Genomic DNA, 26,764 nt, shown 5'->3' with positions numbered 1-26,764 from the left:
TTTATATTAAGGATTTTTTTCTATTTCCAAGTATCTCTTTTGCGTAGGAGGCGTGGTTTCGAACCACTTATATTGCTGGTTTTATGCCTTCCATCTACCCATAATAATGGTATGATAGTATTTGCCATCAGAAAGGCGTTTATCATTTTTTAAAATACCTTCTACAGTAAAGCCAAGTTTTTTATAGAGTCTACTTGCTTTGTCATTTGTCTCTAAAACTTGTAAGACTATTTTTTTTATATTGTTGGCATCTGCCCAATCGATCGATACTTGTAAGAGGTTTTTACCGATGCCATAGCCCCAAAATTCCTTCATTACACCTACACCAAATTCCACTTTATGCGCTAATCGTTTTAATGCTGATCCCTCGCATCTTGAAAATCCGATAATCTGGTTATCGACGACAGCTACTAAACATATATTGCTTGGGCTTTCTGTATCTATACGAATAATCTGTTCAAACCCAGCTGTATCGATAAATGCTTCTCCATGCTCGCGATCAAAATTTTCCGTTTCTCCATCTAATTGTAATCTTAGGTCTGATAATGCTTGTGCATCTGGGATAGTAGCGGATCTAATCGTGTAACGAAGACCATTTATATAAAATTCCTGTTGTTTGATAAGCATCATTGGATCCTCTCTTTTATCAGTTTTTAAAGAAGTTCATAGCTGGGTAGTGACAAACCATTGTTGCCAAATCGATTCGTGATGCCTTATAATTTGCTAGGCATTTATCATTTAAATAATAATTTCGTATTCCATAATTTTAGCAGTATTCTGAGCAACTTCAGAACCTAGTAATCTTTTCACAATATGAAATGACATATTGATACCTGCTGAAATTCCACCAGATGTAATTACATTGCCTTCATCTACAAATTTAACTTCCCGTTGTACTTCGACTTGTGGAAATTCTATTTTTAACCTTTCAAGACTTGCCCAATGAGTCGTCGCCATTTTACCATTAAGTAAACCAGCCTTTGCTAATAGTAAAGCACCCGTACATACAGATGTCATGAGTTGCACCGTTTTCATTTGATTTGTAATCCAGTTTATTACATTATCATTATACATTTCTCGTTCTCTTGCACCTAGACCTCCAGGTATAATTAAAATATCAAATCTAGGGACATTATCAAAACTGTAATCAGGCTGTACCTTTAACCCATTAGTAGCAATTACTAAGTTCCCTTTCTCTGATACTGTTTCTACGACAAATGGCTGCTGACCATTTTCTATTTCAGTGACAGAAAAGACTTCAAATGGCCCAGCAAAATCTAAAACCTCTACATCATCAAATAAAAAAATTCCTACTCTCCACTGTCTTTTATTCATATGAAGTTCCCCTTTTTTAATTTTATATCTTAGTTTATTTTACAGAAAAATTGCGCTAATTCTGTTCGATAAATGAATCCCATGTTTTTATTGAATTACCTTATCCTCCGATTGCCGTAGAACCCTTTGGTAAAGCTCCCAACCTAGCTTGCCAAATGCACAATCCTCCAAACGGTAAACTGGATAATTAACCTTCACTTGGTTTGAGTGTGCTCAAGTATTTTTTTGACTCAAATAAGAGTTTTGACTATCAACAATGATAAATGTCTGCTTCATATGTTCTTCTATTAAGCTTACGACTTTAACGTTCTATTTGTACAGAAATCTTTCATTTATTGAAAGAATATTAAGAAAAACGAAAGCAACCTAACATTGTGTTAATGTTAAGTTGCTTTCGCTAAGTATGTAATAAACCATCTAATACGCCTTCCTTATTAGATGGTGTAATGATTTATTTAATATAGTTTAACGTACAATTGACAGCCTGAACAGACTTGCTAAATGCCTGATGTTCTTCTTCGTTCAAGTGTAATTCAATAACACTTTCTATTCCATTCCCACCAAGAATAACTGGTACACCAATACAAGCATCGGTTACATGGTATTCACCCTGTAAATAAGCGATAACGGGCATAACTTTTCGTTTATCCTTGATGATGGCTTCTATCATTTGGACAATTGATGCTGCTGGCGCGTAATAGGCACTACCATTGCCAAGAAGCTCCACAATTTCGCCGCCACCTTTCCGTGTCCGTTCCACTAATTGTTGGATTTGTGCTTTTGGAAGCATTTTCTCGAGCGGGATTCCACCGACATACGTATAGCGCACAAGTGGCACCATCTCATCTCCATGCCCTCCCAAAACAAAGCTCGACACGTCCTCTACTGCTAGCTGCAGTGCCTCTGCAATAAATGTATTAAAGCGAGCTGTATCTAAAATGCCTGATTGCCCCATAACACGATTTTTGGAGAAGCCTGTAGTTTCTAGACAAACATAGGTCATAGCATCGACAGGGTTACTCAGCACAATGACATAGCTGTTTGGGGCAAAGCGCTTTACATTTTCGCTAACAGAACGAATAATCGAGGCATTTGTTGTAATCAAATCCTCTCGAGTCATTCCAGGTTTTCTAGCAATACCTGCTGTTATGACAACAATATCTGCATGGGCAATTTCCTCATATTGTGCTGTACCTGCAATATGCACATTAAATTTTTCTATTGGGCCTGTTTGTAAAATATCTAGCGCCTTCCCCTTAGCTGGTTTTTCTAAATCTGGAATATCGACTAGAACGATATCTCCGATTTCTTTTTGAGCAACCATTAAAGCTACAGTGGCACCTGTATGACCAGCACCAATAATGGCGATCTTTGGCCTTTTAAATCCCATTATCTTCACTCCTCATAGTGATACATTGTCATATAGATACAGAGATCATTTTATCTTCATTCAGCAATTCTTTACTGTGCGAAAGCGAAGCGGCAGCTACAAATGTTCTCTGTAGTGAAAGCGAAGCGGCAGCTACAAATGTTCTCTGTAGTGAAAGCGAAGCGGCAGCTACAAATGTTCTCTGTAGTGAAAGCGAAGCGGCAGCTACAAATGTTCTCTGTAGTGAAAGCGAAGCGGCAACTACAATTACGCCAAGGCGAAATTGATTATTCACTTTGAGCATCTGTAGAAGAATTTTGGGCAGTTTCTTTTACTTGAGCTTTACTACGGGAGGATGTTTTCGGTACTCTTTCCACGTTTTTTTCTACTTTTGGTTTTGCTTGGGGATGATTAATGATTGTTGTAAAAACATCGTCTGCTGCCCTTGGAATTACATGTGCACTTAACAATGTGCCAACGCGAGGAACCGCTGCTTTTCCTGCTTCAACAGCTGCCTGCACAGCTCCAACATCCCCCTCAACAATAACAGTTACAATCCCACCATCTATTAATTCATGTTTGACTAATTGGACATTCGAGGCCTTTAGCATAGCGTCTGCTGCCTCAATAGAGCCGACCATACCATATGTTTCAATCATACCAATCGCTTCTTTCATTGCTTTCACCTCACGATCCCTCTGTTGCATCAATTATGCCTACAATAATGGCATCAATTGGACAAATTGTTTCTTTTGAAAAGCTTCGAACAGCAGCACTGCCCATCGTTAAAATCACATCATCACCAACACCCGCGCCAATTCGATCTGCCGCAACGATTTGCTCATCACCAAGTTGTCCATCTGTTTTTTTAGGTTGAATAATGAGCAATTTCAATCCCTGAAGCCCTTCTTCTTTACGTGTTGCCCAAATATTTCCTACGACTGTACCTATACGCATGTATCATCATCCTTCATCTTTATACTCTATAGTAATCCCTAAAGTTACCACCGCATCCATTGCGAGTGCAGTGAATCTAGTAAATCGAGGAACGATAATTGTTTGTCCCTGAAAGGCTAATAAATCCTTTTCAGTTATTATTCTTTCATTAATTTCATTTGCCTGCACAATAGTAGTTTTTTGGGAGGAATTATACGTAAGCTCTTCCTTATTTTCTTTTACTAAAGTGCCTGTTGCTCCAGATTTTAGGAAGCCAGCATTTGCTTCATCAGTATCAATATGCATCTCTAAACGATAGCGCTCTGAAACTCGTACTTTCACATGATGAAATGTCACAGGTCGGATACCTTGCGTTTTTATTGACACATACTCTCCATCGAAAACGTTTAACCCACTTGCTTCCTCTGGTGACATATGGATGTGTGCCTGGGCAATAATAACTCCCTCATGTAAATATAAACTACCTTTCGGGCCAACTAACGTGCAGCTTGCTGATCCTGCAATATTGCCAGATTCTCTTATTGGTGGCTGAATGCCTAATGCAATAGCATCTGTATGGCTAACTTCAACCTGTGTTAAGGAACGAGCAGGGCCTAAAACACGGACATTTGAAATACTGCCCTTTGGACCAACAACCATTAATGTTTCATTAGCTGCGAACTGCCCTGGTTGGGACAGCATCTTTTTTGCTGTTAATTGCTCTCCCTTACCAAAGAGATGCTCTACATGCTCCTGTTTCAAATGAATATGTCTCGCTGAAATACCGATGGGAATGTCGTATTGTGTAATAGGCGCTTCCTGCTTTGTATGCAGTAATTCAGCAATGACCTCATTCACAATTTGCTCTATTGCTTGTTGATTCATCATTCCACCTCATTTCTAAGTCAACGGTAAAATCGCTTCTAACTCTGCATGTGGGCGTGGAATCACATGAACAGACAGCAGTTCTCCTACTCGCTGTGCAGCTGCTGCTCCTGCATCAGTTGCTGCTTTTACTGCTCCTACATCTCCACGTACAAGGACTGTGACAATTCCCCCACCCACATGTACCTTACCAATGATATTGACATTTGCAGCCTTTACCATTGCATCGGCCGCCTCAATGGAGCCGACTAGCCCTTTTGTTTCAATCATTCCTAATGCACCAAAATTATTCATCCTTCAATTCCCCCTACGTTTTTAAAATGCTTCAGCATCTTCTGGTAATGTTTGTCCACCATCAATAATAATGGATTGTCCTGTAATAAAACCTGCTTCCTTGCTGCTGAGGAATAGTGCTGCATAGGCAATATCCTCAACACTGCCCAATCCACCGAATGGAATTGCCTTTGCCATCTTCTGCAAATATTCCTCTCCAAGACCATCTAATCCTTCTGTTGCAATATTGCCTGGAAGAACTGCATTAACGGTAATATTATAGTGTGCTAATTCAAGTGCTGCAGTCCGCATAAAACCAAGCTGTGCTGCTTTACTTGCTGCATAGTGTGTCCACCCTGCATATCCTGTCACTGGTCCTGTAATGGAGGAAGTAATAATGACTCTTCCATAATCCGCATTCTTTAAATAAGGAACACATGCTTTCACAGCAAACATTGTTCCTCTCGCGTTAACATTCAACACATGGTCCCATTGGTCTGTGCTCATATCCTCTAGCTTGACAGATGGAAAAATACCAGCATTTGAGCATAAAATATCGATGGCCCCATATTTACTAGCAACCTCTTGTGCCATGTTTTTCACAGATTCATAGCTTTCTACATCAACCGCTGCCCCAGAAGCAGAGTAGCCCTGCATTTGTAACTCAGTTGCTAATTTTGTTGTATGCTCTAAGCCTCTTGCAGCGATAACGACATGAGCACCCTGCTTAGCAAATACGGTCGCAATGCCTTTACCAATTCCTTTACTTCCGCCAGTAACAATAACAACCTTACCAGATAAATCTACTTTCAAATTCCATCTCCCACCTTTTCAAATGATTGTGTGATTACGTTGGTTTTTTAGCAATTTCCATCACTAAACCGTTAACAGCATCTTCAGGGCGTAAAATAGTAGTAGAGGCAATCCACTGGTTAGCAGCTTTGGCCATTTTCGTACCAATTTCAATTGCTTCCCGAATTGCCTCCGTATCACCTTCAATAGCAATTGTTACAAGTGCTAAATCAATTGTTTCTTGTCGAAGCAATCTAATAGCTGCTCCTTTTAACATGGCGTCTGCGATTTGAATAGAAATGGCAAGACCTCTCGTTTCCACAATACCAATCGATTTTGTCATGTAACAACACTCCTGCTAGTTTCTTAGAATACGAATGCCTTTCTCATGAATCAGATCAAGGGCAAGTGGTGTGATCTTTGTATGAAATGGAAGTTTCAGCTGCTGCCCTTTGTACGACCTAATCATTTCCTCTGTAATAAAATCTGCTTGGATATCGTAATGATTGAGATTTTCCTTATCCTTGATAGAAGGAATTAGCTGTGAGAATAATTGAAACTCACAGCCGAATTCCTGTAAGCTTTTCATATGCTGTAGAAGCATTTTCATGTAAGCATTTGGTTCTTTCGTAGTAAAAACGACAGACATTTTTTCATTGGGGACTAAAATAGCTGGCTCATCTTTCAGGAGTAATTCAGTCAGGAACAAGGATGCCGGGGAATGGGGCAATCCTTGTGCACTGCTGACAATGAAAGACTGATCAACTTCAAGAAAAACTGTTGCGTCATGAAACATTTGGGATGGGGTATCCGCTTGCCACTCCTCTACTTGAAAATAGCTTTTTAATGTTTCAACCTGCCTATTTGAGATTGTTGTCTGGGGATGAACAATCAATACTCTTTTATTTGTGTTCACAATGGAGACTACTTCTTGAATAAGTCGTTGTAACGCTTGCATATCCATTTGTATCACCCCATTTTCATGAGCTTTCCGGTTTGATTAGTAGTGATAGATGCTGCATTGGCCTCATCTGTATCAATATGCATCTCTAGCCTGAAATTTGGTGACACACGTACAACTACATTCATAATTTGGATTTGGCGAACCTCATTCGTAATTTCTACCTTCACAATGTCTTGATCCGCTACATTAAATGAAGCTGCCTCTGTTTCGGACATATGAATGTGAGCCTGTGCAATAATTAGCCCGTTCTCTTTATGCAATATTCCATGTGTCCCTATCAATGTAATTGGTGAAGAATTTTCTAAATCACCTGACATTCGAATAGGTGGGGAAACACCTAGCTTAATTGCATCTGTTTGGCTGATTTCGATCTGTGTATCCTGACGGAACGGTCCTAATACCCGAACCTTGTCAATTTGGCCTCTAGGACCTTTAATAGAAATAACTTGCTCTGCAGCAAATTGACCTGGCTGGGAAAGCTCCTTCCACACCTTTAGTTGAGCATTTGCACCAAATAAATGAAAGAAATCCTCTTCACTGACATGGCAATGACGAGCTGATACTGCAATGGGGATTGCTCCAGCTATAGAATTAGACACAAGCGTTTGATGGTTTGTCATTCAAACACCTCCAATTCTTATTTCGGTAAAATGGCTAATAGCTCTGAATGAGGACGTGGAATCACATGCACGGATAATAATTCGCCCACACGACGTGCAGCCTCAGAACCTGCATCTGTAGCAGCTTTAACAGCTCCTACATCTCCCGTTACTAAAACCGTTACAATGCCTCCACCCACATGCACTTTACCAACAATATTAACATTAGCAGCTTTCACCATGGCATCTGCTGCTTCAATAGATCCAATTAACCCTCTAGTTTCAATCATTCCTAATGCTCCATTAATTTCCACACTCATTTAAAGTTCCTCCTCTAGACACTTAATTTCGTGACGATTTCTTCAACTATTTTTTGAATCATAGCTGCATTCAATTGTGCTTCTTCATTTACCTGAAATGAAGGAGATGTATCTTGTATATTTTTTGGGTGTTGTGGCTTCGGAATCGAGAGTTCCTTGATGCCATAAGCAACTCGTTTTTTATTGATTAAATGACGGGCTGAAATATTATCACTTGTAATATTTCCACCGTATGCCCCACAGCCTAATGTAAAGGATGGCATTAAGCTTGTAGTGCCACCAGCAGCACCAACAGATGCCAATGTGTTGACTAAAATTCTAGACACTGGCATTTGTGCAGCAAACTCTTTAACAAAGCGCTCGTCTTGAGCATGAATAGCTAAACTATGCCCCCTACCACCAACATCTAATAATTGTTGACAAATGGATACTGCATCCTCATGAGAATTGGCAGTATAAATTCCTAATATCGGTGATAGCTTTTCCATGGAAAATGGATACTCCTTGCCAATTAGATGCTCCTCAGCCACTAATACTCTTGTAGATGAAGGGACATTAATATTTGCCATTTTGGCGATGACTGTAGCTGGTTTACCAACAATTTTGCTATTAAGTGTACGCGGGATAGGAGAAATAACCTTTGCTAATTTTTCCTTATCTGCTCCTTTTAGTAGCACAGCTCCATTGTTGGCTAAGGCTATCATTACTTGATCCTTTACATCCTGATGGACCACAATCGCCTGCTCCGTTGCGCAGATGGTAGAATTATCAAATGACTTACTATCCATAATTTGCTGAACAGCGCGAGCTATATTTGCCGTACGATCTATATACGCAGGGACATTTCCAGGTCCAACACCATATGCAGGTTTGCCTGAGCTATAGGCAGCCTTCACTAGCCCTGATCCTCCAGTCGCCAAAATTAACTGTACGTCTTTATGTTGCATTAATGCCTCTGTTCCCTTTAATGTGGGATGGGCAATCCATTGTATCAAGCCCTCCGGAGCACCTGCACGAACAGCTGCCTGTTGACAAATTTTTAATGCCTCAATCGTACAGTTGACAGCTGTTGGATGGGGACTAAAGACAATTGCATTTTGAGCCTTCAGGGCAATTAGTGTTTTATAAATCGCCGTAGCAGTTGGATTTGTAACAGGCGATACCGCTGCAATAACCCCATATGGGTAAGCAATTTCTACCTGCTTTGCTACTGAATCCTCCTGTATAATACCGATTGTTTTTTCATTGCGTATCGATTCATAAACTCCTTTTGAAGCGAGCTCATTTTTTATTTTCTTATGCTCAATGACACCCATCTGCGTTTCTGTAACAGCTAATATTGCCAAATTCTCTGCTTGCTCAAAGGCTGCCAGAGCGATTGCTTCTATAATTCGATTCACCTGTTCTTGCGAAAAGCTAGAAAACTTTTTTTGGGCACTAGATGCTGTTATAACAGCATCTCTTGCTTCTTGAATCGATAGTAAATCTTGATCCTTTATCATTCGACCATCCTCCCATCATGAAAACTTTTTAATGGCGATTAAGTCGTCTGTCTGGGATGGTGCTGATTTAGAGACAACAAATGCTTGCTGCTGATGTAAGCTATCCCAATTTTGCAACTCCTGCGCAGTTAAAGCCTCGTAAACACCGGCAGCAACGACAGGCTGTTGAGACATGCTCATGCTTGGATTCATCGGATGAAATGACTGCCATTCCTGCAGCTCGCCTTGTGTTAGACCTTGATAGCCACCATCCGATTGAGACGTTTGTGAAATTTTCTCCAATACTAACTCAGTAATTTTTGCAATCAATTGATGGTCCATATAATCACTCCTTTTTTACAAACATAGCTACTAATGATTCATCATAGGATTCAATGATTTTTGTAGCATCTGGTAAATAGTCTTTTGGGTAAACTTCTTTTGGGATAATGCCGATGGAAAATTGCATACCAGCATTTTTAGCAAAAAGCATGTCAGCATTTGAATCACCAATCATCACTGTCCGTTCAAGTGGCACATGATAGCGTTCCCTTGCTACATAAGCTAAATCTGGAAATGGCTTACTATAAACTGCTTGATCACTTCCTAAAACAAATTCAAATTGCTCTAGAATACCTAGCTGTTTAAGATGGTTCTCCGCTCGAGCAGTTAAATCAGCCGTGATAACGCCTAATTTTATCCCACTATTATTTAAAGCCATTAATAGCCGTCGAATACCTGGTAGTTCTTTTACAGTTACATGCTCTTGCTGAGTAGTAGCTAAACTTGCTGCAGATCTCGCTATTGTCACACCCTTACTCCATGCTATTCCTTCTTGATAAAGTAAATAGGCAACAATCGTTTCTGCTTCTTGTATACTTCCAATGGCTAATGGACTTGTTGGATCAATGGAGCGACCATTGTCTTTTACACCTATATTTTTTAAAAACTCCTGTAATGTAAAACCGACTTCGAAATCCGAATTTTCAGTTAAATTGAGGTAAAAATTTGTGGCCCATGCTATCCATAAGGAATCCATTTCAATAATGGTTCCATCCTTATCAAAAATAATCCATTCTACTTGATTCATTGGAGGACACATCCTTTTGCTCTATTCTCTAATCGCTTCAATGGGTGCTGTAGTAATCTGACTTTCATGCGAAGTAGTCGCTTCTTTAGCAAAGCGTTCTTCTGGAGCATCCTCATTAATTTGATGACGAGCCCAAATCCAATAATAAATACTTGCAACAGCAAAAACAGCTAACGACACGATGAAAAATGTAAAATTGGCAAAGAAACTTGCAAAGATAGCAATAACTGCTAGCACAAGAGAAACAATTGGTGTAAATGGATATAATGGTGTTTTAAATGTTCTAACAAGATTTGGCTCTTTTTTCCGTAAAATCAACACTGATAAATTCATCGTAATATAAGACACTAATGCCCCGAATGTAGAAATTAAAATGAGGTCATCAGGATTGAATAAGATAACAAGCGCTAAGCCGATAAAGCCTGGTAAAATAATTGCCATATAAGGTGTCTGACGCTTTTTATGCATCTTTGCTAAAATGCTTGGTAAATAACCTGCTCGAGATAATGCGTAAACTTGACGTGAATAAGCTAAGATAACACCTGAGAAACTAGCAATTAATCCTACTAATCCTACAGAAGCTAAAATTTGAGCTAGCCAGTACGTATTACCAAACGCTGCTGCAATTGCTGCTGGAAGCGGATCTTCCGCAACAGTCATAACATCAATACCAGCAAGACCTATTGCCACAGTTGTCGTTAAAACGGACAATACTAATAACGTAATCATTCCGGAGATTAAGCCCTTTGGCATGTCCTTTTGTACATCTCTCGTCTCCTCAGATAGCATTGGTAGCATTTCAATGGCTAAAAATAACCACATAGCATATGGCAAGGCAGACCAAACCCCTTTAAATCCACCAGGTATTAAATCACCATTTTCAGGGAATAAATGAGCCACATTAATTTGTGGTAATCCAACAAAATACATTAATACTAATAATCCAAGTGCTATAAAGACAAGCACCATTTCAATTGTTGCATATTCCTTTATACCGATAATATGGACACCCATAAAGAGGGCATACATGAAAGCTGCTGCTACTACTGTCGGAACGGATGGGAATAAAAAGCTTATATAGCCACCTATACCAATGGCAATAATCGGTGCAGCAATCACATATTGAAGAACAACTCCAATCCCTGTAATAAAGCCAATATATCTTCCCATTGCACGTCTAGCAAAAGAGTAAGGCCCACCTGCATACGGTAACATCGTCGATAATTCTGAAATTCCTAAGGTCATCGTTAAATACATAATAGCCATGAAGAGTGTAGCGATTAGCATCCCTAAGTAGCCAGATTGACTTAATCCAAAATTCCAACCAAAATAATTTCCTGAAATAACAATCCCAACACCAATTGTCCATAAATGAATTGGTGTAAGGGCTTTCTTTAATACAATTATTTCACCCTTTTTAGAAGACATATCATTCGCCACCTTTACTCATATTTAGATGTTACAGCACTCTACTTTTTTCCAAATATGCATTCACTAAAGCATCACTCTGTACTGTATAGTTTTCACCTAGTAATCTTGTTGTTTCATTATCGCGGCTACCTATCCAAGAAATAAGCTGTAGTCTTCTCATTAAAATAAAAGTTGGAATCATTTCAATTTCTTCATCCGTTAAGATCCTTATTTTGCTATAGCCTTTTAACCAAGAAGCAATTAAATCATCTAGGTAGGGCATATGCTCTATAAAGCTTACTGACGTGGCTAAATCATATAAAAACCAACCAAAGCCACAATCATCAAAATCGATAACCTTTATTTCATCTCCACAAGTTAATAAATTGGCTAGACGTAGATCTGAGTGTATTAGTCCAAATCTTGTCTTACTTTTACCAAACGCTTCTAACTTCTTTTTAATAATAAGAGATGCTTCTTCATATAAAGCTAAACGTGACGGTGTCATACCAAGGCCATCCTGCCACCTAGCCCATTTCGGTGAGTTTCCTACAATCGTGTCATAATCCCACGTCATTCGTTTAAAGTCTTTATAATAATCATGCTGCTCAATTGTATGTTTATGGAACATCGCAGTAATTGTTCCTAATGTTTCAAATTGTTGAATTAGATCTTCTTCGTTATTTTCATCCGGTGCATTTCCCTCCAAAAATGTAAATAACGTGCTATAATAGATGATGTCATTTAATTTATGAGCATGTACGTAGTCACCGTCATCTGCTCGAATTGGTAATGATACATCGATGGGAGATTGCTCGTGTAATGAGTTTAGCCAAGCAATCTCCGCTTCTATCTCTTCTTTTTTATGGTAATTTGGTCGACTAATTCTCAAAATATACTTTTTACCTTGTCCATCCTCTACTAAATACGTAGAGTTTTCGGAATAGTCAATCATTTTACAAGATGCGCCTGCTAAACAGCTGAATTCCTTCAAGGCATCATGCGCTGCTTGATGAAAATTAGATAGTACAGCTTCTAAATCTAAGAAATCCATTTGTCCCATTTGAAAACCCCCTTGTTTACAAATCGCCAATCTTTCTACACCTTCAATAACGTGCAAATTTTACAAGCTGTGCAGCCTCTTTAATACCTGCTTCACATTTTTCAAGTAACTCATCACAGTAAGCTTTATCACATAATAAGCCCGGTTTAAATTGAAGAACTCGTGTATCGAGCATTGAATAAATTGCCCACACCCCATGCTTGTACAGGGAGCTCATTACATGCTTTGCCCCTTCAGGATGGTTAAACTCTAGCCCCATGACAACTCCTAATTGACGAATTCCAACAAAGAAATCCGGGTATTGCTGTTGGATACGCTCTAAGCCTGAACGTAGATAACGTGCGACATATTCCACATTTTTAACTACTTCTGGTCGTTGGGAAATTTCTAATACCTTCATGGCAACAACACATCCAAGCTCAGCACCACCGAAAGTAGAAATATGAGCTAGTCCATCTTCCTCCATCCAACCACCAGCTCGTTCATTCACAACGGTAGCCGCAATTGGGTAAATACCTCCACTTAAACCTTTGGCAGTCACTAGTATATCCGGCTTCACACCATAATGATCAATACCCCATAGCTTCCCAGTTCTCATTAACCCAGTTTGCACTTCGTCTGCAATATATAGTGCTCCGTAGCGCTCACACAATGCCTTCACCCCTGATAAATAATTGGCATTCGGTAAAGGGAAGCCATATGTTGCCGGAATTGTTTCGATAATAACACTCGCTACATCCCCTTTGGACAGCTCTCGTTCCATCGCTGGTAAATCATTAAACGGCACATGTACAAATTCACTTGGATCGCCTTCACTTAAAAATGGCTTTGAATAACGTTCATTCCCTAATGACACGGCTAAACCACTATGTCCATGATAGCCATTTTTAATCGAAATGGTTTTTTTACGTTTTGTGGCATAGCGAGCGCATTTTAAGGCAACATCAATCGCTTCACTTCCACCACTTGAGAAAATCGTATATTTTAAACCATCTGGTGTGCAGGCAGCTAATTTTTCAGCTAATTGGGCACGAGCTGTTGAAGGAAAATGATGATTACCAATATCAAAATAATTTGTTCCTTCAATTAATGCTGCGATAACTTCTGGATTACGATGGCCTAAATTATAGGTTCCGCCATTTAAATGGGCATTCATTAATTTTTTACCATCTACATCATAAAAGTAATAGCCTTCTCTTTTTCCGATGACAACATCAACGCCATCTACTTGCCATTGTTTTGTTTTCCCTGGATTCCACCAGTCAATTGATTTTTGTAAGGTTGCTTGTTTATTCGCAAAATAATCCATGTTTTCCACCTTCCTATACGTTGACATCCTCCAAAATTTCACCTGCTATTAATAGTTCAACCTTTTTTTGGGCCAAGCGTTCTTGCCATTGCGTAGAGCTTTTTTGATCTGTAATCACCATAGCAACATCTTCCAAATGACAAATATGTGCGAATGTGGAGACTCCAAATTTCGTGTGATCCGCTAAAATAATCGTATTTTCAGCTCGTTCTATTAATTTCTTTGAAATAGCAGCTCCAGTAATATCATAATCTGTAATGCCCTCATTTAAAGAAATTCCGCCTGCAGCTACGAAGGCTTTATTTGCCTTTAATTGATTAAAAAACAAATCAGCTAATGGACCACCCATAAATTTTTGTCGATGCTCATACTCACCTCCTGCAAAAAGCACTTTGCCTTGAAAGCATTCTGCTGCTAATGAAAGAACCGGGAGAGAGTTTGTTACCACTATTACATTTGGTTTATCACTTAAATAACGAACGATTTCATAGGCTGTTGTACCATGACCAATAAAAATAACGTCTCCATCCTCCACAATACTCGCTGCAGCCTTACATATCATTCTTTTCTCTAAGTTGTTGAGTGAAGTTTTCTGTTCAAATGTCCGTTCATACTTTTCTTTAGCTTTCACGGCACCTCCATAAACTTTGTGCAGGAGCCCTTCCTTCTCCAATCGGTCCATATCTCTACGTATAGTCTCACCTGATACGTTTAATAGTTGTTCGGCATCACTTACCTTCACTTTGCCTTCTAAATCTAATATATCTAAAATTACTTTTTTGCGTTCCTCAAACGAAAGGGACATACACAATCACTCCAAACACATAGTAGAATCCAACGAAATCCACAAAACCGACATTCATATTCTGTATTTATGTGGATTTGTTTTGAATTTTATAGAATAGTTAGATAATTGTCAATACTATAAATATTAAAATTATCTAAATTTCGTGTAATTTTTCTCCCTAATACTATATTTTTCTACAAAAATATAGTTCCCTAGTAGTTTTTATGATAACTAGGGAACTTGTTTAGTTTCATTAAAATACAACATCAATCCAAATTAATCCAAACACTCTTCACTTCCGTGTAATTTTGTAAAGCATACGAGCCCATTTCCCTGCCGATGCCTGATTGCTTATATCCTCCAAATGGAGAAGCAGGGTCTGTCATATTATAGCAATTCACCCATACTGAACCCGCATTTAATTTTGCAGCTAATGAATGTGCGTTTTTTAAATTCTGTGTCCAAATGCCTGCTGCTAGCCCAAAATTCGACTTATTTGCTCTTTCTACTAATTCATCCAAACTATCATATTCTAGCACAACAACAACAGGTCCAAAGATTTCTTCTTGTGCAATTGTCATCGTATCAGAAACATTTGTAAAAATAGTAGGCTCCATAAAATAGCCATTATCAGTTGATTTACCACCACATGCTAATGTTGCTCCCTCTTCGACACCTATTTCAATATAGTTTTTAACACGATTTAGCTGTTTTTCCGAAACAAGTGCTCCCATTTGTGTAGCAAAATTTAAAGCATGACCCTGTTGAATTTTTGAAGCATAGCTCACCATTTGTTTAATGATCTCCTCGGACTGGCTACGATGAACAAATACTCTTGAACCCGCACTACAAACTTCACCTTGATTGGCCATTATACCCGAAAGAACACCTGGAATTGCAGTACTTAAATCAGCATCCTGCAAAATAATATTAGGAGACTTTCCTCCAAGCTCTAATGTCACGCGTTTCATTGTGTCAGCTGCTTTTTTCATTATGCCCTTTCCTACATCTGTAGAGCCAGTAAATGCAACTTTATCGACTTTCTCATGTATCACTAGCGCCTCTCCAGCAATTGGACCAAAGCCAGGTACGATATTAATAACACCTGGCGGAAAGCCTGCCTCAGACACTAATTGAGCAAAATAAAGTGCAGACAGTGGTGTTTGTTCCGCAGGCTTAAGGACAACAGTACATCCAGTTGCTAATGCTGGGGCAACTTTCCAAGAAACCATCATAAACGGAAAATTCCAAGGGATAATCTGCCCTACTACACCTACTGGCTCATGCCTTGTATAATTTAGGAAATTACCCGCTACAGGCAGAACTTGTCCCATATTTTTGGTTGCCCAGCCCGCAAAGTATCTAAATTGCTCAACAGCATTTGGAATATCATTTCCCAAAACCTCATTAATCGGCTTACCATTATCCAAGGCATCAATCTGAGCGATTTCCATTTTATGCTCTTCCATTAAATCCGCTAGTTTTAGCATCAATAAGGCTCTTTGAGCAGCATCCATCTTTGACCATGGTCCATGATCAAAAGCATCTCTGGCTGCTTCCACTGCTACATCTATATCCTCCGCTTGTGCTTCATATACATCCGTTATTTTATCTCCGGTAGAAGGATTTATTGTGTCGAAGGTTTTCCCGGCTTTTGATTGAATGAATTCTCCATTAATATATAAGCCCTTTGTTTCCTCTAAAAAAGCTTGCACCTTAGGTAATAATTCAATTGCTTGTGGTAATTTCATCTCTAGCATCTATAGACCTCCTTATTAAATTGATTGATCTAAAATATTATAGATGTCCTGCCTAGACATTTTGCGTGGATTCGGCACCATGTACTGAGCATCATGGAAGGCAATATCAACTAAAACATCGATATGCTCTTTGCTTACACCAATAGCACTCAACTTCTCAGGGATACCAGCTTCTTTCGTTAAATTCTTCACATAGGCTACAGCTGCTTTGGCTGCCTCCTCTACCGAAAGTCCTTCAATATTGACACGTAAGGCTTCAGCAATATCTTTAAATTTCTCAGGATTTGCAATCCAATTGTATTCTAGTAAATAAGGCAATAGAATAGCATTGACAATACCATGTGGAGCATCATATTGCGCACCAATAGCGTGTGATATCCCATGTACCATTCCTAACCCTGAATTAGCCATTCCTAAGCCTGTAATAGAACTAGCCAATAACATGCCATGCATTGCCTCTGTATTTTCACTATGGGCAATGGCAGGTAATAATGATTTTCCAATTACTCGTACTGCATGTAGATTAAGTGCATCGGTAAAATGTGAGCTCCAAATAGATACGTATCCCTCAATAGCATGTGTTAAAGCATCCATCCCTGTTGAGGCTATTAGACCACTTGGCATAGCACGTAATAAGCTTGCATCTAATATTGCTACTCTAGGGAATAAATCTTCTCCAAAAACTAATTTTTTCGTTTTCAATCCATCTGTCTCGTCCGTAATAACTGCTGCATTTCCACTTTCACTCCCTGTTCCAACCGTTGTTGGAATAGCAATTAGCGGAAGTGCCTTTTCAGTATATTGATCGAAGCCATAATAGGCTGAAATAGAGCTCTCATTTGTTAGTACAATTGCTAAAGCCTTGGCACTATCAATTACACTACCTCCTCCTACAGCTACTAAAGCTGAAATCTCTTTTTTCCTATAGTTATTGGCAGTTTCATCAATACTTGCAACATCTGGATTAGGTTTTACCTCGTCATAAATCAAAACCTCCATATTTTCAGGGATTTCACCAAGCACATTCTTTAAAATACCCGAGTGCTTAATTCCTTGATCTGTGACCATTAAAATACGATGAGCACCAATTTCTTGTAGAACAGGCCCCAAATTTTTTATAGAAGATACGCCTGTATAAATCTTCGTTTTGGCATTAAAAACAGTTTCCGAATATGCATTCATTTTTAATCCTCCCTATCAAGTTAAATATCTCTCTGCAAAAACACTATAAAATTCAATCGCATCAAAAAAGGCATTCATTTCAATATGTTCATTTGGCTGGTGTGCTAAATTTTCATTGCCGGGACCATAGATGATTATAGGTGCATTTGTAGCAACTGAAAAAACAGAGCCATCAGTATAGTAATTAACACCCTTTTCTAGTAATGTCACATTGGATAATTCATTTTTCACCGCTTTCAATTGTGCTAATAATGCTTGGCTACCTGAATAATCAATTGAATTTAAATCATGTAGCACATGGATCTTTGCATTGAAGTCATGTTCTGTCTTTTGAATTTCTCCAATAATTCCCTTTATATCCTCTATTATTTCTTGATGAGATAGCAACGGTGTGTATCTAATATCTATACGTATTGCACAATAATCTGGTATTACATTTGTAGTAACCCCTCCTTTTATCGTGCTGATGACAAGTGTTGGTCGACCTAATAAGGGATGCTCTTCCACTGCTCTAAACGAATAAGTTTGCAAGGCGCTTATAACTTTGTGCATATGCGTAATAGCATTTATGCCATTTTGAGGCATTGAACCATGTGCTGTTTTACCGAAAGTTTCAATCTCTAACCATAAAACACCCTTATGCGCGCAAAAAATCTCCCCGTTGCTCGGTTCCGCAATAATAATGGCACCAGCATTTTTTACAATATCTGTTTCAATGGCATGTTTTGCGCCTATGCAATCCACCTCTTCACCTGCTGTCCCTAAAAACAATAAATCTCCTTTTAAAGGAATCTTTTTTTCCTTTAAAATAATCATTGCCTCTAGTAAGGCAGCTACTCCCCCTTTCATATCTGTCGTTCCTCTGCCATACATTTTGCCATCAATGATTTCTGCCGAAAAAGGCTCGTAATCCCAAGGTATATCTCCAACAGGAACTGTATCCAGGTGACCACTGAACACCAAAGAAGCATTCTTTTCTTTTGCATTACTTAATAGTCTTACAATGATGTTTGCTCTAGCATCATCTATCATTTGAATATCTACTTCTAAGCCGTAGCTCGTACAATGCTCAGCTATTTTATGAGCAACTACCAGCTCATTAGCAGGTGGATTAACGCTATTGATTTGAACTAAAGTTTGTAAAAATTGCGTTGCTCTTTCCTTATTAATCAAAAAAACACCTCCCTTCCTAGACTGGTATCACAATAGACATGTAGCGAATGTTCCTAGTCAAAATTGTCAAGGACCCTCAAGCTACAAATAAAAAATGAGTGAAAATTACAAAAATTTAGTGTATTATACTAGTAATCTCACCTTTCACTTACTATAGCATTGTATTTTTTGGCTAAGTGCCAAAAGAATGCTTCCATTTTTTTATAAAATAAAATTACTATTACGTTGCTCAAAGCATACAAAATCATCTTTTCATTCATACATTATGAGGTGATTAACTTGCGGATAAAAGATGTTATGCTTTTACAAGAATTTACACATGCCAAGATTATCGCTGGAAAAGATTTATTGGAAAAGGAAGTAACAGGAGCTACAATCGTGGACGCACCAGATGGATTTGCTTGGATTGAACGAGGTAATTTCATTCTTACAACGGGTTTTCCATTCTTAAAAAATGAAAGTAGCTTAGATGAAACATTAAAAAAATTAATTCTGACACTCTCTGAAAAAGGCGTTAGTGGCTTAGGCATTAAAATCGGTCGGCATGTTCCATCTATTTCCATAGACGTACAGAATTTTGCAGAACGATATGAGATTGTTATAGTTGAGCTGGACAACCAAATTGCTTGGGCAGATATGATTATTCCAATTGTCAATCATATTAATAATGAACAAAGACTTGAATTAGAAAAAGTAAAGAATATCTATGAAGAATTTCAATATTTCTTATTATCTAAAACCGATTTCCAACAATTACCACTATTAATTGAAAAATTGACTTCCCAAAAGACTACTATTTATTTACATTCCATTGATAAGTTGTATAGCTCATTTGAATTGACATCCGTTTATGAAGAAATGACATCAGAGATAATCCATATTATTAAAACAAAAAACCTAACGAAAGAAAGTTTTCAGGAGCTGCCCATCCAAGTATATGTGAAGCCGATTTATGAAAACCGATATCTTGAAGGATGTATTATTCTTTGGGATTGTCAAGATATTCACGCTCCATGGGAAAAGGTTGCCATTTCACAAGCGACTGCTATTCTATTAACTGAGCTACAAAAGATAAAAAGTATTATTTCATTATCTCAGCAAAATAGAAGCGGCTTTCTAGTGGATTTATTACATGGAAAATTTAGTAGTACTGAGGAGATAATTCGAGTATCAAGAGAGGTCAATTGGGATTTGAAGGATCACCCGTATCAATTACTTTTAATTGAATTAAAATTCCCGGATTATAACAAACAAGATACACTTATCTTAACATCAAATTTTATCTTCTTATTGGAAAAGTATACTTTAACCAAGATAGGGTTTGATTCCAATAATTATTTAGTTATGCTGTTAGATGCGACAGCAGAAATTGATGTTGCATTTATTTGTGAAAAAATCGATTATCTATTAGCCAAATATAATGTCAACAATGCTTATTTTGGCGGTATTGGGAGATTATATGATTTACAATCTATTGTAAAAAGCTACAACGAAGCATTAGTGTCATTACATTTTGCACAAGCGAAAAAAAATCAATTATCGAAGGTCGTAAATTTTGAACAATTAAACTTTGAACGAATCCTTTTTTCCAGTCAACCTATTAAAGAGGCTTCATATCTTCAGCAGGAATACTTAATGCCATTGAAAGAATTCGATGAAAAAAAGACAGCGGAGCTCTATAATACGTTGAAAGTATTTTTATTTAATAACGCCGATTTTAATAAAACCGCTGAGCAGCTTTTCGTTCATAAAAATACAGTCCGTTATCGTCTTAGCTTAATTAAAGAAATCACAAAGCTCAATCCTGAAAAACTACAGGATCAAATTTTATTTTATATTGGCTTCTTACTAGAAGAGCTTCAACTCCCTACTTATCAATAATTGCTGTACCAAAAACAGTCTATTTTTATGTAATCGATAAAAATAGACTGTTTTTAGATAATTTAAGTTGCCGTATAGCCACCATCCACAGGTATTAAGGCCCCCGTGATAAAGGATGCTTCATTTGAAGCTAAGAATGAAATTGTATTGGCGATTTCTTCTGGTCTACCTAATCTTCCTAATAAATAGGCATTTTCATAAGCCTGCCGTATAGATTGACCGCCCCCATCTCCCTCGATTAGCTGCTCTGCCATATTCGTGTCTGTTAATCCTGGGCATACTGCATTAACACGAATCCCATACTGCCCAAGCTCTACAGCAGTACTTCGTGTAATACCTACCACTGCATGCTTTGTCATAATATACAAATTATGGTTTTTGGTACCGATCATACCTGAAATAGATGCCAAATTGATGATAGAACTACCCTCTTGTCCCTTTAAATATGGAATGGCATGTTTAGTGCTGAGCATCACACCTTTAATATTGATATTAGCAATTTTTTCAAAGGTGATCACATCAAAGGTTTCGGCTGTATTATTGACAAAAATGCCTGCATTATTAACAATTGTTGTAATATAGCCATATTTTTTTATTGCTTCCTCATAAAGCTTAGCAATATGCTCTTCATCTGTGATATTACATACTACTGCATGAACATCAAAGCCATCTAGCTGTAATTGTCTAGAAGCCTCCTGTAATTTTTCTACATTAAAATCCGAAATAACGACTTTCGCTCCCTCTTGGCCACATTTCCTCGCTGTTGCAAAGCCGATTCCCTGTGCAGCACCTGTAATCACTACAACTTTATCCTGTAATCTACCTACCATATAGTTCCCTCCTACATTGTCAAATAGCCAGCATCCACTGCAATATGTGATCCTGAAATATTGTTGGAATCATCTGACACTAAGAAAAGTGCTGCATTAATAACATCCTTCGGCGCGATAAAATCTTGATGTGGGAATACATGATGATTGCCAAATGCAGGTGTCGCTTCTTCTCTTGTAGCTCCTTTTTTGTTAGCCAAACGATCATAGGTAGCTTGATTATTAGCCATTGTTGTATCAACAGCGGTTGGACAAATAGCGTTGACATGAATATTATAGGGCCCTACCTCCATTGCTAAAGTTTTGACTAATCCTAATACTCCATGTTTTGCAGCCACATAATGTCCTACATTTTGACCGCCTCGAAGTCCATTCACTGATGATACACATAAAATTTTCCCTGCTTGACGATCAATCATATGTGGAAGTACATATTTACAGGTTAACCAGGTACCCTTTAAGCAAATATCGAGCATTTCATCCCATTGCTGTTCTGACATCTCCCATAGCTTGTTATACGATAATATGCCCGCATTTGTTACTAGAATATCGATTTTTCCAAAATGTTCAATGGTCTTTTGTACAGCTAATTCAAGCTCCTGTGCATTACGAACATCCGCTACTAAACCTAAGGCATCTACACCGTGCTTTTTTATTTCATCCACGGTCTGTGCTAATTCCGATTGTTTTGCCATTTCATAGGCAACAGTCGGGACATCCTTCGCAATATCAGTAATCACGATTGCTGCGCCTTCCTCTGCAAACCGTAGAGCATACTCCCTGCCCATTCCTCGAGCACCACCTGTAATAAAGGCAGTTTTCCCAGCTAATTTCCCCATCATCTACACCTCCTTTTATAAACCCTCAATACCGCACCAATCTATGGCTGTTAAGGCATATGTTTTAGCAGCTTTTATTAAATCCTCAACTAGTACGTACTCATTTGCAGCGTGGGCTACTAAAATACTTCCTGGACCATATATAATAGAAGGAATTCCCTTGGCATTTAAAAATGCTGCATCCGCCACGGCTACAAAGCCATGAATAGTCGCTTCTTCACCGGTTGCTTCTTTGTGTGCACGACTTGTTGCTTGCACAATCGGATGATCTACCGCTACATCAAATGCAGGCCAATGCAATAAAAATTCAACTTCTGGAGGATTAATTCGTAACCATAAATCATTCTGCACAGCTCTTTCTACATGTCCTAAAATTTCTGCCTTTACTTCCTCAAAGGTTTCCTTAGGATGGTGCCATACTGCATATTGAATCGTACAATAATCCGAAACGACAAACGGTAAATCTACATCATAGGATTTTCCATGTATGATGCCGGGATGAATTGAAAAATGTCCTGGTTCAAACAGCTCATGTTTTTTGGTAAATCCCCATTCGTCTTCTAATTGTTGTAGTGCTTGTACAATATACATCCCTTTTTCGACGGCATTGATGCCAACCTCACCATGCTTCCCACCTGCCCGAATAAACTCTCTACGGACAGAAGCATGTGTTGTTTTCCCTTTAACTGTTATATGCATTCTAATGACACCTGGACTAACTGGCACTACAGCTAAACTTTGTGGTGGCCCAGAGGGTTCTGATACAATTGCCGCATCAGCCGTATAGCCTCTTTCCACAGTAGCAGTAACCCCCAGTTCATGATCCATCGTTTCTTCACCAACAACCGTTTCTAGCAATAGATCCCCTTTCAACTGCACACCTAATTTCTTCAAGGCTTTTGCTGCCATAATTTGAGCAGCAATTCCACCTTTCATATCACATGCGCCACGTCCATACAATCTGCCATCTTCCACTCTACCCGAAAATGGATCATTAAATTTCCAGTCTGAGTTTGGACCAGGAGGCACTACATCAATATGTCCATTAAAAATAAGAGATTTACCACCATTACCTGAACCTTTCATTCTTCCTACTAAATTTGGCCGATGCTCCTCAACCTCCCACATATCTACTTCATCGCAAATTCCTTCAAAGATTGGCTTCAAAAATAGCTGTACATTCTTTTCTCCACCAATCACTTCAGCCTTGTTGACCCCATCGTAATTTGGGTTTACACTTGGAATTTTCACCATATTACTTGCTAATTGAATGATTTCTTCACGCATCTCATCTATGGTAGCTAACACGTCTCGCTGAATGTTTTCAACTGATAATGTATTTTTCATATTATTCCTCCTGTTTTACTCATTTTTCAAGCCGATATTCGCCACGACTGGTTCCGTTTCTGTTGCATTCAGCGAAACTGCCTTTTTATGTTGTCTTGCCATTTCTACATCTTGCCACAGTTCCTCAACATGTCCCTCTATTGGTTTCATATACCCAGCAATAATCATAATAATAGTTGTTATTATCAGACCGTATACACCAGCAGACCATCCTAAATCTGCAATAAATGCTGGCTCTGTTACAGTTAGTGTCATGGATACAATTGTGCCAACAAGCATTCCTGCAATTGCACCCTCTTTATTCGCACGCTTCCAATATAGACCAAGAATCACCACAGGGAAAATCATAATAATCCCTTGATAGGACAATAATGCTACATTAATTAATGCCCCTACATCTACCGTTGCTAATACTGCACAAATGGCTCCTATTATAAATACTGATATTCTTGCTATTTTCATTGCCGTTTTTTCAGAAATATCTTTTTTAATAACGGTCGCAACATCACGAGAAATCGATGTTGACATAGCTTGAATAATTCCACTTACTGTTGCAATACTTGTCGCCATAATAACTGTAGACATGAGAGCAAGTACGAATGGCCCAATTTGTCCAGCTGCCCACATATACGCTTCTTCAGGATTACTTCTTGCTGTATCATTCATATACAGTACATTTCCGAGTAGCTGGAACGCTACATAGAAGATCCCTCCGATAATAGGCGCAATTAATGCAGATTGTTTGATGGAGCGAATACTATCTGAGGCAAATAATTTATTATATACCCACGGCCACATGAATCCTCCTAATCCACTAGTTATAATAATCGACGTCCAAAACGGAGTAGGTAATTCCCAACCAGGTCCAGGGAATGTTAATGTTTCAGGATAATTAGCCACTAAAGAATCCATACCTGAAGATATTCCTCCAGCAAATTTAAAAATCATATAAATCATTACACCAGTTCCAACGAAAAACATAAAAGCACCTTGGAAAATATTCGCTGTAATGACTGATTTCATTCCACCTAATGAAACATAAGCAAGCACAACAATAATGCCAATAATCATCCCAACAACAGGGCTAATTAAACCGTTCGTGGCATAGTTGAAAATAACGCCCTGGGTAATCCATTCCATTAATAGCCATGGGGCAGTAAAGACAATTCCTGCAATACCGACTACTAACCGCACCATGCTGCTTTTGTAGCGTAAATCCATTAACTCAGCCTGCGTACCAATATGATATTTTTTACCCCAAATATATGTTTTTTCGGCAACCAAATACATGGAAAGCATTGTTAAGGTTGCATATGTCAGTACGTAAAGACCAATAAATCCATAGCCTACTGAATAGCCTGCAAAAGCAGTAAATGTGGCACCAACATACCAGGTTGAAAATACGGCTAATGAAATCGCCACAACCCCAAAGCTTCCTCGTGCAGTTGCATATTCCTCGAATGACTTAACACCAAAATTTTTAGCATTGATTGCAAAAACGATGACAAAGAAGATGACAATAAAGGTAATAGATAGCATTAACGAGTCACCTCTCTTTCTAGCAATTCGGCTTTCGTTAAAGGCTCTATATCAATATCTAAATCCCCATACTTGGAATCTACAAAATACCAAATTATTAATAGCGCAAAAATCAAGATATTCATAGAAATTTGCCAAAAATAAGCAAAGGATAAACTGAAAATTCTTGGCTCAATTTTATTACTAAAATCAAATAAGCCTGGAAAACTTGCTAGTAAAATTAACCCGATAAAGCAAGCAGAGAAAATGATATTTCTTGTTACAACTGATTTCAAATCAATCACCCCTTGTGTCTTTATATCATTATTCAAACATTTAATTGCTGCTTTAAAGCATTTATTTGTTAAACCGGTTATTGTACATATTATTTTTAGGTCAGTAAAAAGTCAATAAATTATCAGATTATTATTACTATTTTGAATATAACCAAAAACATGCTATTTCTTTTGTTTATTGTCCAAAATAATTTATTGAAAATTAATTTTAAGAGAAGATAAAAACCCTCCATAGCTAGCTGCTATGGAGGGAACATAGTTGTTATTTCATTAATTCTTCCACAAATTCAAGTGGAACATAGGTTTTTGTTGGCTCTAATAAAGCTGGTGCCGCTTCAAAGTGACGAATTGCCTTATTATAACCATATTCTTTTTGACCTCGCGTAATTGTATAAGATCGTGCACCTTTAGAAACAATTGCGCCTTTTCCTGTTGATTCTACAATAAAGCCTAACTCTTCAGCAATTAAGCGTAATGGTACCATTTTTGTACCATCTACTTCATAAAAATCTTTATTAATAATTTCTTGTACAGCAGATTCAGATGGCTTCCCTTCTTCAGGATCAACCTCACCTGGCTTTTCAGTAATTGTATCTATTACAACCACTTTTGAAGGTGGTGTTTGAGCTGGAATGCTCATTGTTGCGATGGTATAAAACACTAGTAAATGTTGCTCAGCTAAATCAGCTACTTCTACTTCTTTACCAGATAGGCTAAGTAATTTTGTCTGTTCACCAATATTAAGCTTTAATGTGTTATTTGTATTGACTAAATCTTTATTGAAAAAATCAAGCTCAACACTTCCCATTTCTTTTGTTTCCACAATGATTGCCTCTGGGTTATATTGAGGCGGATAAATCATAATCATCGGCTTATTGGCATACGTATAAGCCGTTACTTTATCACCCTTTTGAAGCTTTACCTCTTTACCCGTATTATCAAATACTAATGTATCGTCTGTGACCACAAAAACATTTATATTTTCGCCATCTTTCACCGTATAATATGTCGCTTTATTATGAGTTTCAACATTTTCTACAGTGCCAGCTACTTTAATAAAAATAGGCTGAACTTGTGGATTTTGCTCCTTATTATTAGCTGCTTTTGTCACAGCTGCTTCTTCTTCGTTTGCGAATGCGGATGGAACACCGAATGCGCTCCCGATTAATAAAGCTGTCATCGCAAATGGTACGACTTTCTTCATTTTCATAAAAAGCATCTCCTTCATCATTTCGAATTCATAAAAGTAGTCGTATTCAAATGAAAAAGGTTACAGCTCTATATTTTATTTGACAGTTATCCTAAAATGCTTCCTCCATATTCAT

General features: G+C 38.1%; 30 protein-coding genes. 2 read left to right on the top strand and 28 right to left on the bottom strand.

Going from position 1 to position 26,764, the window contains the following annotated elements; all coding sequences use genetic code 11:
* Nucleotides 1-81: 81 nt before the first annotated feature.
* From QNH24_RS10575 to mdh, 3 genes are all read right to left on the bottom strand, one after another.
* The gene (locus QNH24_RS10575) at nucleotides 82-627 is read right to left on the bottom strand and encodes a GNAT family N-acetyltransferase (protein WP_283872807.1); all 546 of its coding nucleotides are present in this window, start codon (nucleotides 625-627) and stop codon (nucleotides 82-84) included.
* 111 nt (nucleotides 628-738) lie between these two features.
* Nucleotides 739-1,335 carry a DJ-1/PfpI family protein gene (locus tag QNH24_RS10570; protein ID WP_283872068.1) on the bottom strand — a complete coding sequence of 199 codons (597 nt, stop codon included), beginning with the start codon at nucleotides 1,333-1,335 and terminating at the stop codon, nucleotides 739-741.
* Nucleotides 1,336-1,786: 451 nt separating this feature from the next.
* Nucleotides 1,787-2,725, bottom strand: a complete 939-nt coding sequence (gene mdh / locus QNH24_RS10565; protein ID WP_283872066.1) for a malate dehydrogenase — start codon at nucleotides 2,723-2,725, stop codon at nucleotides 1,787-1,789.
* Nucleotides 2,726-2,827: 102 nt separating this feature from the next.
* Between mdh and QNH24_RS10560 the strand changes: the two genes are divergently transcribed.
* Entirely contained in the window at nucleotides 2,828-3,004 is a 177-nt protein-coding gene (locus tag QNH24_RS10560; RefSeq protein ID WP_283872064.1) for a hypothetical protein, read from the top strand.
* On the opposite strand, the gene QNH24_RS10555 is transcribed toward QNH24_RS10560, so the two are convergent.
* The 19 genes from QNH24_RS10555 to QNH24_RS10465 form a co-directional block, all read right to left on the bottom strand.
* Nucleotides 2,992-3,381 (bottom strand): BMC domain-containing protein, encoded by a 390-nt coding sequence (locus QNH24_RS10555; protein WP_283872805.1) that lies wholly within the window; start codon nucleotides 3,379-3,381, stop codon nucleotides 2,992-2,994. The genes QNH24_RS10560 and QNH24_RS10555 overlap by 13 nt on opposite strands.
* A 10-nt stretch (nucleotides 3,382-3,391) precedes the next feature.
* Nucleotides 3,392-3,661 carry a EutN/CcmL family microcompartment protein gene (locus QNH24_RS10550; protein WP_054771700.1) on the bottom strand — a complete coding sequence of 90 codons (270 nt, stop codon included), beginning with the start codon at nucleotides 3,659-3,661 and terminating at the stop codon, nucleotides 3,392-3,394.
* A gap of 6 nt (nucleotides 3,662-3,667) precedes the next feature.
* Nucleotides 3,668-4,525 carry a phosphate propanoyltransferase gene (locus QNH24_RS10545; RefSeq protein ID WP_283872802.1) on the bottom strand — a complete coding sequence of 286 codons (858 nt, stop codon included), beginning with the start codon at nucleotides 4,523-4,525 and terminating at the stop codon, nucleotides 3,668-3,670.
* 15 nt (nucleotides 4,526-4,540) lie between these two features.
* Complete coding sequence (locus tag QNH24_RS10540; RefSeq protein ID WP_054771699.1) at nucleotides 4,541-4,819, bottom strand: BMC domain-containing protein; 279 nt, start codon at nucleotides 4,817-4,819, stop codon at nucleotides 4,541-4,543.
* Nucleotides 4,820-4,840: 21 nt separating this feature from the next.
* A complete protein-coding gene (gene fabG, locus QNH24_RS10535; RefSeq protein WP_283872063.1) occupies nucleotides 4,841-5,611 on the bottom strand; it encodes a 3-oxoacyl-ACP reductase FabG in 771 nt (256 codons plus the stop codon).
* A 34-nt stretch (nucleotides 5,612-5,645) separates the two neighbouring features.
* Nucleotides 5,646-5,933 carry a BMC domain-containing protein gene (locus QNH24_RS10530; protein WP_283872062.1) on the bottom strand — a complete coding sequence of 96 codons (288 nt, stop codon included), beginning with the start codon at nucleotides 5,931-5,933 and terminating at the stop codon, nucleotides 5,646-5,648.
* Between the two features lie 15 nt (nucleotides 5,934-5,948).
* Nucleotides 5,949-6,554, bottom strand: coding sequence for a hypothetical protein (locus tag QNH24_RS10525; RefSeq protein WP_283872060.1), 606 nt, complete (start codon nucleotides 6,552-6,554; stop codon nucleotides 5,949-5,951).
* A gap of 5 nt (nucleotides 6,555-6,559) precedes the next feature.
* Nucleotides 6,560-7,174, bottom strand: coding sequence for a phosphate propanoyltransferase (pduL, locus tag QNH24_RS10520; protein ID WP_283872059.1), 615 nt, complete (start codon nucleotides 7,172-7,174; stop codon nucleotides 6,560-6,562).
* 17 nt (nucleotides 7,175-7,191) lie between these two features.
* The gene (locus QNH24_RS10515) at nucleotides 7,192-7,473 is read right to left on the bottom strand and encodes a BMC domain-containing protein (RefSeq protein ID WP_053995836.1); all 282 of its coding nucleotides are present in this window, start codon (nucleotides 7,471-7,473) and stop codon (nucleotides 7,192-7,194) included.
* 14 nt (nucleotides 7,474-7,487) lie between these two features.
* Entirely contained in the window at nucleotides 7,488-8,975 is a 1,488-nt protein-coding gene (locus tag QNH24_RS10510; protein WP_283872058.1) for an aldehyde dehydrogenase family protein, read from the bottom strand.
* A gap of 15 nt (nucleotides 8,976-8,990) precedes the next feature.
* Nucleotides 8,991-9,296 carry a hypothetical protein gene (locus QNH24_RS10505; RefSeq protein WP_283872057.1) on the bottom strand — a complete coding sequence of 102 codons (306 nt, stop codon included), beginning with the start codon at nucleotides 9,294-9,296 and terminating at the stop codon, nucleotides 8,991-8,993.
* A gap of 4 nt (nucleotides 9,297-9,300) precedes the next feature.
* Nucleotides 9,301-10,044 (bottom strand): HAD family hydrolase, encoded by a 744-nt coding sequence (locus QNH24_RS10500; RefSeq protein ID WP_283872056.1) that lies wholly within the window; start codon nucleotides 10,042-10,044, stop codon nucleotides 9,301-9,303.
* 21 nt (nucleotides 10,045-10,065) lie between these two features.
* On the bottom strand, nucleotides 10,066-11,472 hold the full coding sequence (eat, locus tag QNH24_RS10495) for an ethanolamine permease (RefSeq protein ID WP_283872055.1): 1,407 nt from the start codon (nucleotides 11,470-11,472) through the stop codon (nucleotides 10,066-10,068).
* 31 nt (nucleotides 11,473-11,503) lie between these two features.
* Entirely contained in the window at nucleotides 11,504-12,517 is a 1,014-nt protein-coding gene (locus QNH24_RS10490; RefSeq protein WP_283872054.1) for a phosphotransferase enzyme family protein, read from the bottom strand.
* 43 nt (nucleotides 12,518-12,560) lie between these two features.
* A complete protein-coding gene (locus QNH24_RS10485) occupies nucleotides 12,561-13,826 on the bottom strand; it encodes a class-III pyridoxal-phosphate-dependent aminotransferase (protein WP_283872053.1) in 1,266 nt (421 codons plus the stop codon).
* A 13-nt stretch (nucleotides 13,827-13,839) separates the two neighbouring features.
* Nucleotides 13,840-14,631, bottom strand: coding sequence for a DeoR/GlpR family DNA-binding transcription regulator (locus tag QNH24_RS10480; protein ID WP_283872052.1), 792 nt, complete (start codon nucleotides 14,629-14,631; stop codon nucleotides 13,840-13,842).
* Nucleotides 14,632-14,879: 248 nt separating this feature from the next.
* On the bottom strand, nucleotides 14,880-16,364 hold the full coding sequence (locus tag QNH24_RS10475) for an aldehyde dehydrogenase family protein (RefSeq protein ID WP_283872800.1): 1,485 nt from the start codon (nucleotides 16,362-16,364) through the stop codon (nucleotides 14,880-14,882).
* A 24-nt stretch (nucleotides 16,365-16,388) separates the two neighbouring features.
* The gene (locus QNH24_RS10470; protein ID WP_283872051.1) at nucleotides 16,389-17,555 is read right to left on the bottom strand and encodes an iron-containing alcohol dehydrogenase; all 1,167 of its coding nucleotides are present in this window, start codon (nucleotides 17,553-17,555) and stop codon (nucleotides 16,389-16,391) included.
* Between the two features lie 15 nt (nucleotides 17,556-17,570).
* Entirely contained in the window at nucleotides 17,571-18,728 is a 1,158-nt protein-coding gene (locus QNH24_RS10465) for a M20 family metallopeptidase (RefSeq protein ID WP_283872050.1), read from the bottom strand.
* Between the two features lie 279 nt (nucleotides 18,729-19,007).
* On the opposite strand from QNH24_RS10465, the gene QNH24_RS10460 reads away from it, so the two are divergent.
* On the top strand, nucleotides 19,008-20,609 hold the full coding sequence (locus QNH24_RS10460; RefSeq protein ID WP_283872048.1) for a PucR family transcriptional regulator: 1,602 nt from the start codon (nucleotides 19,008-19,010) through the stop codon (nucleotides 20,607-20,609).
* A gap of 62 nt (nucleotides 20,610-20,671) precedes the next feature.
* Here the strand turns inward: QNH24_RS10460 and QNH24_RS10455 are convergent, their stop codons facing one another.
* From QNH24_RS10455 to QNH24_RS10430, 6 genes are all read right to left on the bottom strand, one after another.
* On the bottom strand, nucleotides 20,672-21,439 hold the full coding sequence (locus QNH24_RS10455; protein WP_283872046.1) for an SDR family NAD(P)-dependent oxidoreductase: 768 nt from the start codon (nucleotides 21,437-21,439) through the stop codon (nucleotides 20,672-20,674).
* 11 nt (nucleotides 21,440-21,450) lie between these two features.
* Nucleotides 21,451-22,278, bottom strand: a complete 828-nt coding sequence (locus tag QNH24_RS10450) for a mycofactocin-coupled SDR family oxidoreductase (protein ID WP_283934533.1) — start codon at nucleotides 22,276-22,278, stop codon at nucleotides 21,451-21,453.
* A gap of 15 nt (nucleotides 22,279-22,293) precedes the next feature.
* Entirely contained in the window at nucleotides 22,294-23,625 is a 1,332-nt protein-coding gene (locus tag QNH24_RS10445) for an ArgE/DapE family deacylase (protein ID WP_283872042.1), read from the bottom strand.
* A 15-nt stretch (nucleotides 23,626-23,640) separates the two neighbouring features.
* Nucleotides 23,641-25,164: a sodium:solute symporter family protein gene (locus QNH24_RS10440; protein WP_283872040.1), complete on the bottom strand. Its 1,524-nt coding sequence runs from the start codon at nucleotides 25,162-25,164 to the stop codon at nucleotides 23,641-23,643.
* The gene (locus QNH24_RS10435) at nucleotides 25,164-25,439 is read right to left on the bottom strand and encodes a hypothetical protein (RefSeq protein WP_283872038.1); all 276 of its coding nucleotides are present in this window, start codon (nucleotides 25,437-25,439) and stop codon (nucleotides 25,164-25,166) included. Before QNH24_RS10435 ends, QNH24_RS10440 begins: the two co-directional genes overlap by 1 nt.
* Before the next feature lie 262 nt (nucleotides 25,440-25,701).
* Nucleotides 25,702-26,649, bottom strand: coding sequence for a stalk domain-containing protein (locus QNH24_RS10430; protein ID WP_283872036.1), 948 nt, complete (start codon nucleotides 26,647-26,649; stop codon nucleotides 25,702-25,704).
* Between the last annotated feature and the right edge of the window lie 115 nt (nucleotides 26,650-26,764).

The sequence above is a fragment of the Lysinibacillus pakistanensis genome (genome assembly GCF_030123245.1).
GTDB lineage: Bacteria > Bacillota > Bacilli > Bacillales_A > Planococcaceae > Lysinibacillus > Lysinibacillus pakistanensis.
The sequence above is the reverse complement of the archived record's forward strand: the minus strand, read 5'-3'. Positions and strand labels throughout refer to the sequence as shown.